Annotated in this window: 9 protein-coding genes; 4 read left to right on the forward strand and 5 right to left on the reverse strand. The window is 54.0% G+C overall.

Features of this window, described 5'->3' with window-relative positions:
• Together ACL2XJ_RS08655 and ACL2XJ_RS08660 are read right to left on the reverse strand one after the other, a co-directional pair.
• A complete protein-coding gene (locus ACL2XJ_RS08655; protein WP_413726241.1) occupies positions 1-1,326 on the reverse strand; it encodes a purine-cytosine permease family protein in 1,326 nt (441 codons plus the stop codon).
• A gap of 483 nt (positions 1,327-1,809) precedes the next feature.
• The gene (locus tag ACL2XJ_RS08660) at positions 1,810-2,742 is read right to left on the reverse strand and encodes a sugar kinase (RefSeq protein WP_413726242.1); all 933 of its coding nucleotides are present in this window, start codon (positions 2,740-2,742) and stop codon (positions 1,810-1,812) included.
• Positions 2,743-2,973: 231 nt separating this feature from the next.
• Here ACL2XJ_RS08660 and ACL2XJ_RS08665 point away from each other — a divergent pair, with 231 nt between their 5' ends.
• Complete coding sequence (locus ACL2XJ_RS08665) at positions 2,974-5,178, forward strand: AsmA family protein (protein ID WP_413726243.1); 2,205 nt, start codon at positions 2,974-2,976, stop codon at positions 5,176-5,178.
• Positions 5,179-5,184: 6 nt separating this feature from the next.
• On the opposite strand, the gene ACL2XJ_RS08670 is transcribed toward ACL2XJ_RS08665, so the two are convergent.
• The 3 genes from ACL2XJ_RS08670 to yhjD all read right to left on the reverse strand — a co-directional run bounded on the left by ACL2XJ_RS08670 (position 5,185) and on the right by yhjD (position 8,786).
• Positions 5,185-5,961 carry a CDP-diacylglycerol diphosphatase gene (locus ACL2XJ_RS08670; RefSeq protein WP_413726870.1) on the reverse strand — a complete coding sequence of 259 codons (777 nt, stop codon included), beginning with the start codon at positions 5,959-5,961 and terminating at the stop codon, positions 5,185-5,187.
• Positions 5,962-6,090: 129 nt separating this feature from the next.
• On the reverse strand, positions 6,091-7,407 hold the full coding sequence (locus ACL2XJ_RS08675; protein WP_413726244.1) for an MFS transporter: 1,317 nt from the start codon (positions 7,405-7,407) through the stop codon (positions 6,091-6,093).
• Between the two features lie 380 nt (positions 7,408-7,787).
• Entirely contained in the window at positions 7,788-8,786 is a 999-nt protein-coding gene (gene yhjD / locus ACL2XJ_RS08680) for an inner membrane protein YhjD (RefSeq protein ID WP_413726245.1), read from the reverse strand.
• Positions 8,787-8,873: 87 nt separating this feature from the next.
• On the opposite strand from yhjD, the gene ACL2XJ_RS08685 reads away from it, so the two are divergent.
• The 3 genes from ACL2XJ_RS08685 to arcA all read left to right on the forward strand — a co-directional run bounded on the left by ACL2XJ_RS08685 (position 8,874) and on the right by arcA (position 12,160).
• Positions 8,874-9,089, forward strand: coding sequence for a hypothetical protein (locus tag ACL2XJ_RS08685; protein ID WP_413726246.1), 216 nt, complete (start codon positions 8,874-8,876; stop codon positions 9,087-9,089).
• A 278-nt stretch (positions 9,090-9,367) separates the two neighbouring features.
• Complete coding sequence (locus ACL2XJ_RS08690) at positions 9,368-10,876, forward strand: amino acid permease (protein ID WP_413726247.1); 1,509 nt, start codon at positions 9,368-9,370, stop codon at positions 10,874-10,876.
• 15 nt (positions 10,877-10,891) lie between these two features.
• Positions 10,892-12,160 carry an arginine deiminase gene (gene arcA, locus ACL2XJ_RS08695; protein ID WP_203524498.1) on the forward strand — a complete coding sequence of 423 codons (1,269 nt, stop codon included), beginning with the start codon at positions 10,892-10,894 and terminating at the stop codon, positions 12,158-12,160.
• Positions 12,161-12,236 lie beyond the last annotated feature (76 nt).

Consider the following 12,236-nt stretch of genomic DNA (forward strand, 5'->3'; position numbering starts at 1 on the left):
TCACATGCCGGCCGGCGCGGCGCTAAAACCGTTTTTCCGCATGATGATATGGATTAGCCAGTACAACATACTCGCCACCAGCAATGAATTGATGGAAGGAATGCCCCAATGAACGAACAGGCCGAAAAGGCTACCGATTATCCATGCGAACATGGCCTGCCAGCCGATGACCGGCGTTGCGGCGGCATCCGGTAATTGTCCGCTTATGCGGGTTGCCTCGAGGATGGATCGATGGGAGCGCAAAATATAATAATCAATCAGCATCACGCCGGCGATAGGGGGAAAAAACACGCCGAACAGCGTCAGTATCCCGGTGAATTGGTCGAGGATGCCCATGACCGACAGTGACGTGCCCACCACGCCCAGGAACAGCGTTAAACGCCGGTAGGACCATTTTTTGCCGGTAATGGCTTCCAACATAGTGGCGAAGCCCAAGGTGGAGGAATATAGATTGATATCGTTTATCTTCACCGCCGACAGCAGTGCCGCGGCCAAACCCAGCCAACCCGCGCTTTGCGTCATGATGGCCACCACATCTGACGTATGCAAGGCCTTGGCCACCAGAATGGCTATCCCGTTAACGATAAATTCCCCGATAAGAATGGAGAGCGTCATCATCCAGAAGACATGGCGGCCGCTCCGGCAATAACGGCTCATATCAGGGGAAACAATGGCGAACACCATATGGCCGCCGGCGATAATGGTGGCGGCCGCGCCAAGAGACAACGGCGGCCCGTCGGGCGCGGCATCCATGAGTTCCCGCAGGTCCTGGCCCTGTATAAGACCGAAGCAAATCCAGGCTATCGCCAGGAAAAACAGCGGCACCGCCACTTTTGCCGTCCATTTCAAACCTCGAAAGCCAAAGGCCACCAGAATGGTGAGCAACAGCCCTGATATGGCCGCCCCCCAACGAAAAATCCCCTGATGCTCCTTATCCAGATCCAGCGCGGAGATAGCCCCTTTAGCAAGAATGGCATTTTGTACGCCAAACCATCCCAGCATGCTGAAAGCAATGGCTAAGCCAATCATGGCCGAACCATATCGGCCAAAACCGCACCAGCGGGCCAGCAGGCTGGTGGACAATCCTTCCCGCGCAGCGGCAATACCTAAACCCAAACTGATGAATTCGAGGATGAGACTCCCCAATAGCGTGGCCCACATGGCCTGGGAGAGCGTCATGGAGTGCCCGAGCGTGGCGCCCAGCATGAATTGCACCAGCGACGTGGTGGCGCCGATGCGAATAAGGGCGACGCTGAACAGGCTGGCGCGGGCGGATGCCGGCACGCGGCCGGAAACGAAATCATCAGTGGAAATATGTTCTTTCATGGCTTTTCCTTGGAAATTGTTGCTGTCCTGAAATAGTGCCATGCACACCCTGTTTAAATGCTCAATCAATTTGAATTGTTAACCCCATTCACTGTAATCAATAAGCTTTTACTAAATTAACAAAGTAATTAATTAAAAAAGTTATTTGCGATTTAATTGTAAATACGAAGATAATATCTATGGTCTAAATATTTTTAGACGCGACTAAATTGGAAAAATCGTAAAATGATGAGTTATTTTTTCCATCTATTATTATAAGAAAAAACGACAGTAACCCAGCGCGCCTGCCGCTTGAAACCTGATGGGTATATTTGAGGGGCGGCAATAGTGGATGACATCTCATCCGTTGTGAATTAATACACCTAAATGGCTGAGTTATAATGGCTTAACGCTACAGCGCGGGCGAAGGTAACCAGAATGTTCCGCCGCGTCTTGTGCAAAAGGCGCGACGGAATAACCGGCTGGGGTCGACGAAGCGGGGACTCAGCGCGGCATGGCTTCCCGGGGAATAATGGCGCCCCGGTATTGAATCACCGTGCCGGCGGTGAGATGGCCGCATTTGGCCGCCGCCTCGGCATCGCCGCCGGTCAGCCGCACCGCCAGGTAGCCCGCGCTGAACGAGTCTCCCGCCGCGGTGGTGTCAACCACTTTTTCCTTCGGTAATTTTACGGCCGGTACGTCCAGCAGTTCACCGGCTTCGGTGGAGACCAGACAGGATTCGGCGCCGCGTTTGATCACGATTTCCCGCACGCCCCATTGGCGGGTGCGTGCGAGCACGTCGTCAACGCTGTGTTTTCCCCACAGCATGTCCTCATCGTCCAGCGTCAGAAAGGCGATATCGGTACAGGACAGGATATTACGGTAAGCCGCCTGGGTTTCTTCTTTGCTTTGCCACAGGCGCGGACGATAATTGTTGTCAAAAATCACTTTGCCGCCCTTGTCACGGCAGGCTTTTAACAAAGCCAGCAACCGTTCCCGGCTTTTCGCGCTTAAAATGGCGATACTGATGCCGCTGAGATAAAGATAATCAAATTCGGCCAACTGCCGGCATATACGCTCGGAATCGTCGCTTTCAAGCCAATAACGGGCGGCGGCTTCATTACGCCAGTAATAGAAGGTGCGCTCGCCGGTTTCATCCGTCTCGATATAGTATAACCCGGGCAAACGGTTATCCATTCGCTGAATCAAATCGGTTTGCACGCCTTCCTGCCGCCAGGCCCCCAGCATTTCCTCGCTGAAATTATCGGTACCCAGCGCGGTGACATAATGTACGCCGAGGGTTTCCGGCTTCACCAGCCGGGATAAATAGACCGAGGTATTCAGCGTGTCGCCGCCGAAGCCGCGCTTCACATCGGTCCCTTTTTGGGACAGTTCAATCATGCATTCGCCGATGACGGCAATGTTTTGGGTTGTCATTAACTGCGACCTGTATGAGTAAAAAAGAATGGATAACAATATAGCTAGTCTCAACAGATTGGTTGGTACAGTCAATAGCCGATGAAACGTTGTTTTAATTTTTCATGACCTGGATCGTCTCCCGTCCAAATGCCCATCGGCGGCAAACGCCATGCCAAAACGGCGGGGCGGACCGGAAATCCTCGACTATGATTAATGTTACAAAGACGCTTGTGGAGGGACGAAACAATCATGACACTGACCAAAAAAGCGATCGGTGGGACAGTATTGTTTCTGCTATTGGTAATCGTTGCCCTAATCATTTTTATCGCGACATTTGATCTCAATCGCCTAAAACCGACCATCAATGAAAAAGTGACCGCCGAGCTGCACCGCCCCTTTGCCATTAACGGCGACCTGGGCGTGCAATGGATGCGCCAACCGGACCAGGCGGGCTGGCGCTCCTGGGTCCCTTGGCCGCATCTCCATGCCGAAGACGTGGTCTTGGGCAACCCGCCCGAGGTTCCCGGCGACTATACCGCCCGGATAAAAAGGGTGGAGGCCAGCATTTCACCGCTTGCATTGTTGCATAGGGAAGTTTATCTGCCCCGCATTACGCTGGTTGAACCCGATGCCGCGCTAAAGCGTCTACAAAATGGTAAGAATAACTGGACCTTTAATCTGGCTAACAGCGATCAGCCGCAGCAGGGCACTCCGCCTTCCCCCTGGTCGTTCAAGGTGGACGATATCGCTTTTGACCAGGGAAAAATCGGTTTTCAGGATCCCATCACCAAAGCCGACGTGCAGGTTCTGGTGAACCCGCTGGGCAAGCCGGTACCGTTCGCCGAGCTTGCCGGCGGCGAGGAGAAAGCCACCGGTACCGCTTCTCAGAATGCGACTGAAACCTCTTCGAAGAAAACCGCCGGAACCACGTCGAAGGAAACTACCGGAACCACGTCGAAGGAAACTACTGGAACCACGTCGAAGGAAACCGCCGGAACCACGTCGAAGGAAACTACCGGTACCGCTTCGCAGAAAACCGATGATTATGTGTTCGGGTGGAAAGTCAGCGGTAAATACAACAATGAACCCTTGAAGGGGGACGGAAAAATCGGCGGCATGCTGGCCCTGCGCAGCAGCAACCGACCGTTCCCGCTGCAGGCGGATGTCAGCTCCGGCTCCACCCGCGTGGTGCTGGCGGGAACCCTGCAAGACCCCATGAATTTGGGCGGTCTGGATTTGCGGCTGAAATTGGCCGGCGACAGCCTGGGGGATCTCCACGGCCTTACCGGTGTCGTGTTGCCGGACACGCCGCCTTACTCCACCGACGGCCATTTGATTGCCCGTTTCCAGGAGAAAGCGGGTAACCGTTTCCGCTATGAAAAATTCAACGGCAAAATCGGCCAAAGCGATATACACGGTACGCTGGAATATATACAGGGTAAACCGCGTCCTTCGCTAAGCGGCGAAGTGGAGTCCAATCAGCTGCGTTTTGCTGATTTGGGCCCGTTGATTGGCGCCGATTCCGGTACCGCCGGCAAGAAACAACAGGCCAAGACCAATTCAATCCAGCCGCCGGATAAAGTCCTGCCTTACGATAAGTTCGATACCGACAAATGGAGCACCATGGATGCGGACGTGACTTTTAGCGGTAAACGCATCGAACATGGCAAATCCCTGCCCATCAGCGATCTGTTTACCCACGTCAAACTGGACGACGGCGTGCTGCTGCTGGACCCGCTGCGCTTTGGCATGGCAAGGGGCAATCTGAACTCCACCATACGGCTGGAAGGCAACCAGAAGCCCATGCGCGGCCGGGCCGACCTGCATGCGCGCAAACTCCAGCTTAAAGCGCTGTTCCCGGATGTGGCGGCGATGCGCAGCAGCATGGGGCAGTTAAACGGCGATGCGCAATTCACCGGCACCGGTAATTCGGTGGCGGCCCTGCTGGGCAGCAGCAACGGTGAATTACGCATACTGATGAATGACGGCGTTATCAGCCGCAACCTGATGGAAATCGCCGGTCTGAACGTCGGCAACTACGTGGTGGGCAAGCTGTTCGGCGATGATCAGGTGAAGATCAACTGCGCGGCGGCGGATCTCGGCGTACGCAACGGTTTGGCCACCCCGAAGGTATTCGTTTTCGATACTGAAAACGCGGTGATCAAAATCGACGGCACCACCAACTTCGCCACTGAACGGCTGGATCTCTCCATTAACCCTGACAGTAAAGGGGTGCGAATCGTGACGCTGCGTTCACCGCTGTATGTGCGCGGGACCTTCAAACATCCGGATGCCGGAGTGAAACCCGGCCCGCTGATTGCCCGCGGCGCGGCGGCGGTGGCCCTGGGGACGGTATTGGCCCCGGCGGCGGCGCTGCTGGCGCTGATCTCCCCCAGCGGCGGCGAGGAGAACCAGTGCGGACCGATATTGCAGGAAATGAAAAACAGTAAATAAGCGCCGCTAATGACGCAAAATAGCGCAGCTGTGGTCCTGGATTTCCTCGGTAGAGGCATTATCGAAGTGCAGCAGACTGCGCTGGTTGGCCAACAGCGCAAAGGATCCATCCGGCAACTGCGCCAGCGCCAAACCAAAGTGCCCCATGTTGCCGGCGGCGCCGGGAACCTCCCGCGCCAGGGTGATAAACGGGCTTTGCTCCGCCAGACCGGCGGCGGTGATGCGTTTGGCCAGGTAGGAATGACCCATCACCGCGGCGGGCAGCGGTTGCCAGGCTGAACCTATGCTGCCGGCTTCATCATCCAACTGCCGGCGCACTTCGGGGCGCAGGCAGGAGATATGGATATGCAGCTGGTTTTGCGTCCGTGAGGAGGGTGAATTGATCGCCAGCGCCAAGGCCCGGTCGGGAACCGGCGCGCCGGCTTTTTCCGTCAGGTATTGCCGGGCTTGCCAGGCGTGATAAAAAAAGTTGGGCGTTTTTTCGTTCAACAGCACCGGACTTTCGATACCGACTATTTTTTCCACGGGAATCAGCAAATATTGCAGCGGGCCTTCAAGGTCTTTTAGTACCGTATACCCCGCATCCAGATTCACTTCGCGACAGGGATCCGGCCGGCCGAGCTGCTGCTGGTGGGGTACGCACTTCTGGCTGACTATCTGCCACAGGGCATCGGGATTGCCGGCCGCCGCCACGTGGCGATAGTAATAGAAACCGCTGGATGCGGCGAGGGCCACCGCGGCAAAAAACAGGATAAAGGGGTTGCGGCCCCAGCGCCATTTCATCATGAGTTCTTCTCTGAGCGGGCTCCGAACGAACCGGATGACACGTCTTCCCGGCCGTTCTTATTCTAACGGACCGGCGGAATACATTCGCCGGTCCGCTTATCCTACGCTGTTTTAAATGAGAAATTATTACAATGCCAGATGACGGGTCTCGTGGGTGGCCAATAGCGCCAGCAGCGTCAGGACCGCCATGGAAGCCAGATAAATCCCCACATAGAATAGGCCATAATGGACCGTTAGCCAGGCGGCGATATAAGGGGCGACCGAGGCGCCGATAATGGACGCGACGTTATAGGAAAACGATGCGCCGGTATAGCGGACCTCCGTTGGGAACAACTCAGGCAGTAATGCGCCCATGGGGCCGAATGTCAAACCCATCACAATAAAACCGCACAGCAGGAAGGCCATCACCAGCCAGGTCTCGCCGGAGCCGAGCATAAATGGAAAGACCAGCGCGAAAGCGATAATGGCCAGGGTAATGACTATCATGGTCTTGCGGCGGCCGAAGCTGTCGGCCAGTTGCCCGGAAACCGGCACCAGCAAGCCGAAACCGACGACCCCCACCATCAGCATCAGCAGGAAATCATTACGGGAAATGCCCAGGCCCAGCGGCTTGGGCGCGGTGCCGTAGGTTAATGAATAGACGGTCATAATGTAAAACAGGGTATAGGTGGCCACCATGATAAAGGTGCCCAGAACCGTGGCTTTCAAATGCTTGCCGAGCAGGGTGCCGATGGGCATGCGCACCTGGGCTTTCGCCAGGGCGATTTTGGCGAATACCGGCGTCTCGTGCAGCGATATCCGCACATACAGGCCGATGATCACCAACACCGCCGACAGGATAAACGGCACGCGCCATCCCCAGCTCAGGAACTGTTCGTCCGTAAGCCCCCAGGAAAGCAATAAGAATATGCCGTTGGCAAAAAAGAAGCCGATAGGCGCCCCCAGCTGCGGGAAGGAACCATACAGCGCCCGCCGGTGCGCCGGGGCGTTTTCGGTGGCCAGCAGCGCCGCGCCGCCCCATTCGCCTCCCAGCCCAAGCCCCTGGCCGAATCGCGCCAGGGCCAGCAGTATCGGCGCCAGGATGCCGAGGGTGTGATAACCCGGCAGCAGCCCGATAACCACCGTCGATATGCCCATGGTCAGCAGCGAAGCCACCAACGTGACCTTGCGCCCGAGCCTGTCGCCGAAATGACCGAACAGCGCCGATCCGATGGGCCGGGCGACAAATGCCAGGGCGAAGGTGGCCAGCGACTGAAGCGTGGCGGCGGCGGCATCCCCGGGCGGAAAAAAGATATGCGGGAAGACGATAACCGCGGCGGTGGCATAGATATAAAAATCGAAAAATTCGATGGCGGTGCCGATTAACGACGCCACAAGGACTTTGCCCCGTGAATTGGTCGGGACGGTATCGGAATCAAGGACGGACGCGATGGTGGACTGCATTATTGTTTCTTAATGATTAAATGTGTAAAAGAAAGGCATCTTAGACAGAGAAAATCGCAATTTCAATGGCGTTTTATTGACCATCGGCGGGCCGGCGGCGTCTAAAAGCAGATAATACAAGCGGACTCTCTTCCCGTAGCCAATCCCTCTCGTCAAAAGGGATATCGCAGGGTTAAACCCTGGCACGCCGGCGACAGGAGACGGCGAACCGGCGTTATATGCCGGATTATGGCTGAATTTTAGGAAAACCTGGTGACAACCACTGACGTAATCGCCTATGGGTAGGGTTATGCACTGGATTTTTCTTTGTTAGTGCTATGAGATAAGGAATGGCGTCTCTTAGGCCGGCCGGACACGGGCCGCGGACGCCAAGCCAAGGCTTAGGTGCGAGGCCCTGGTTCCTCCTTATAGTCGGCGGTGGCAATCCAGGCGGCGCAAAAAAGCGTCAGCCGGGCAAAGAAATAGAAAAAGGCCATTAACCCCAATACCGAACCGAAAGCGGCGCCGGAAGGCGAGGTGGCCAGTTTAGGCAGCGTCAGGGTCATAATGATTTTGATAACTTCAAAACCCACCGCCGCCAGCAGCGTTCCGCGAAAGATAGCCTTGCTATGGGGCCGGTGGCGGGGAATTATCCAAAATATCCACAAAAAAAGCAGATAATTGGCCGCAATGGACACGATGAACCCGGTGGCGGTCATGGCCGGGCGCAGCCATGCAATGCCGTCCAAGCCGAGGGCGGTGACGATGCTCTGCTGAGCGGCGCCGGCAATGGAGGTCAATGACAGCGTGACGATAAGCGCCACGATAAGACCGATCAGGGAAAGCAGGTCCCGCAGGTACTTCATATAAAATTTCTCTTCATCCTGGGGGTTGCGCTCCCATTCATCCCGCAACTGGGCGCGGATCGCTTCGCGCAAATTACCCATCCAGTTCAGACCGGAATACAGGGCTATCAACAGACCGGTGATGCCCACCGTGGTTCGCTGCGCCACTGCGGTTTTCACCGTGGTTTTCAACGTATCGGCCAACGTCCGGTCGCTGATACTGTCGACAATTTTATTAATCAGGTCGGTGAGAATATCGGGATTGAACGCCAGGAAAAATCCGACCCCGGCGAAAGACACCATCAAAATGGGAATCAGCGACAGGAAGGAAAAATAGGTAATCGCCGCGCCAAACTGGCTGCCCATGCGATCGTTGAATCGATCCGCCGCCCGTAGCAGATGGGCTATCACCGGGTAATCACTTACTTTTTGGATTAAGCGACCCGATTTCAAAGCAAGTTTGTCCACCCGTTCATTGCCGGTATGGATATCGGCGAATATCTGTGGGGATTTTGATTGCCGGGCGGTGGCGGTCGTTGGGTTTTTGTCGGCCATAAATTCTCTTGTCCGCTGCGGAAACTTAACCAGATAGAATCATTATAGGAAAAAAATAGCGGCAACGGGGCGTGCCGGGGGTGACCTATGCGGCTTCGCGCCAATTTACCGGTATCGTTGCCATGGCGAGCGGCCTGGGGCGCGGGAAGCCGACGCCGGAGACTGGAGTCTATTCTTGATATTTTTTTAACAAAAAGGGGTAAAATCATGAAAGCAGGAATCATAGCAATCAATATTAATTTTATTTTAATGATGATGGTTTTTGATGGAATTGATTGCCAAGAATCCAATAATTCTTCTTAAATTAACAATATAGAAATAAAAGAAATGTTAAACTTTCACTATTAACCTGATTTTTTTATTATATTAAACTAACTAATTGAATTATTATCGTACGTATGAATTAGCTGTTTTAATGCTATTGGAAAATGTGGCGTAATCAATAAAAATTAATTTGCGATACAGCTCATTAATATGCTATCTACTATTTAGAAGTTAAAGAAAAAATTGGATTGAGATCACAATTTTGATTCTAAATATGGGATGAGGTTTTTATCCATCGTGAGTTAATGGGATTAACTATGGCAAACACCACGGAAAATAAATTATCTATTTGGTCACTCTCCGCGCTGGTTGTGGGATCGATGGTGGGGGCCGGTATTTTTTCTTTACCGGCAACCTTCGGCCGTGCAACCGGTGGTTTTGGCGCCCTTATTGCCTGGGGTATCGCCGGGGGAGGTATGCTGATGCTGGCATTTGTTTTCCAGTCGTTGGCTCAACGTAAACCCAATCTGGATTCCGGCGTCTTCATTTATGCAAAAGAAGGTTTCGGCGACTATTTAGGCTTTGCTTCAGCATTGGGTTTCTGGGCGGGGACCTGTATCGGCAATGTTTCCTATTTTGTGTTAATCAAGTCGACGCTGGGGGCTTTTTTCCCGGTCTTCGGCAACGGTAATACCGTGTCGGCTGTGCTGGTGGCTTCAGTTATTCTGTGGGGATTTCATATATTACTTTTAAGGGGGGTAAAAAGCGCGGCGTCAATAAATACAATTGCCACTTTTGCCAAGATTGTTCCCATATTCTGCTTTATTATCATCTTGATTATAGCTTTTGATCACAACCTTTTCGTTCTTAATTTCCATGGAGGAACCGATCCTGCTAATGCCGGTGTCCTGGCGCATCTGAATGATTACGGTTATGCCGGCCACGCGGCGCTGGCCATTACGTCGGCGGCGGGAACGGAATCCCTCTTTTCCCAGGTCCGCAGTACCATGCTGGTGACGGTATTTGTGTTCTTGGGTATTGAAGGGGCCAGCGTATACTCCCGTTACGCAGAAAAACGCAGTCATATCGGCCTGGCAACGGTGGTGGGATTTATCGGCGTGCTGTGCCTGCTGATATTGGTCACCATGCTGTCCTACGGCGTCATGCCGCGGGCCGATCTGGCGGCGCTGCGGCAGCCTTCCATGGCCGTCGTGCTTGAAGCGGTGGTGGGCCGCTGGGGCTCGATATTTATCAGTATCGGTCTGCTTATCTCAGTACTGGGCGCTTACCTTTCCTGGTCTCTGCTGGCCGCCGAAGTGCTGTTTTCCGCCGCCAGGCATCAAAGCATGCCGAGGGTCTTCACCACGGAGAATAGCCGGGGCGTGCCGTCCGCCGCGGTATGGCTCACCAATATCACCATTCAGGTTTTTTTGATTTTAACCTTATTCAGCGATTATGCATTCCAACTGGCGCTTGAATTAACCAGCTCGTTAACTCTCATTCCTTATTTGCTGGTGGCGGCCTATGGTTTCAAACTGGCTTGGACCGGCGAAACCTATGAAACCATTAAACGCGGGCATAAGAAAGATCTGGTCTTTGCCATTATCGCCACTTTTTATTCTTTATTGATGCTCTACGCCGGCGGCCTGAAATATATATTACTTTCGGCCATTATTTACGGCCCAGGCTCTGTTTTATATCTCATCACCAAACGTGAACAACATGCTGTTTTTTTTAATCCGGTTGAAAAAATAATTTTCATCATTGTCATGCTTGCCGCCATTGTGGCGTTGTGGAGTATCGCTACGGGCATTATCACGATCTAAGCGGATGGAGCTAAGATGACCAGAAAAAAAGATACTGTTAAATATGGCGTGTATTCCGAAGTAGGTAAATTACGCAAGGTGTTGGTGTGCGCGCCGGGGCGGGCACATAATCGGCTGACCCCCAGTAACTGTGATGAATTGCTGTTCGACGATGTATTATGGGTAGAACGGGCGAAACGGGATCATTTTGATTTTATCGTCAAAATGCGCGAGCGCGGCGTGGATGTGCTGGAAATGCATAATTTATTGGCGACCACCCTGGAAAATCCGACGGCCAAGGCGTGGATTCTGGACCAGCAAATAGTGCCGAACGAGGTTTCATTGGGCATACTCAAGGAAACCCGCGACTTTCTCGACGGCCAGCCGTCCCGCCTATTAGCTGAAATCCTCATTGGCGGCCTTTCAACCACCGAACTGGCGGACGCCGGCCATTACGATAACGAAGAACTGAAATTGATTCGCGAAGCGGTGGGCATTACCGAATATATGTTGCCGCCGCTGCCCAATACGTTATACACCCGGGATACCACCTGCTGGATTTATGGCGGCGTGACGCTTAATCCGCTGTATTGGCCGGCCCGGCATGAAGAAACGCTGCTGACCGCCGCCATCTATAAATTCCATCCGGATTTTGTCCACGGGGATTTTGACATTTGGTATGGCGATCCCACACAGCACCATGGCACCGCCACTCTGGAAGGGGGGGATGTAATGCCTATCGGCAACAAGACCGTGCTTATCGGCATGAGTGAGCGTACCTCCCATCAGGCCATTACCCAACTGGCGGCCGCGCTGTTTGCCAATCCGCGTTCCGGTGTGGAGCGGGTAATGATTGCCGCCATGCCGAAACTGCGAGCGGCCATGCATTTGGACACGGTGTTCACTTTCTGCGATCGGGACGTGGTAACGCTCTATCCGACCATTGTTAATCAAATCAAAACTTTCTCCCTGCGCCCGGACAGCGGCCCCACCGGCATGAAGCTCAGCCGCGACGGCGGCAGCTTTGTGGAAGCGGTGGCGGCGGCGTTAAACCTGGACAAGCTTCGGGTGGTGGAGACCGAGGGCAACGATTACGACACCGAACGCCAGCAGTGGGACAGCGGCAATAATATGGTAGCCCTCTCGCCGGGGGTGGTGATGGCTTATGATCGCAACACCAAAACCAACACGCAATTGCGCAAAGAGGGCGTGGAGGTGATTGAAATCGTCGGCAGCGAGTTAGGCCGCGGCCGCGGCGGCGGTCATTGCATGACCTGCCCGCTGTGCCGTGACGCGGTGGAATGAAAGCAAGATGGCGCTAAACGCCAGGGGCGGTAATGCCATTTCGCATAATGATTCGCGAACCAGGGTGAAAATACAC

Origin of the sequence: Sodalis sp. RH16 (genome assembly GCF_047324245.1) — a bacterium.
Taxonomy (GTDB): Bacteria; Pseudomonadota; Gammaproteobacteria; order Enterobacterales; family Enterobacteriaceae; genus Acerihabitans; species Acerihabitans ligni.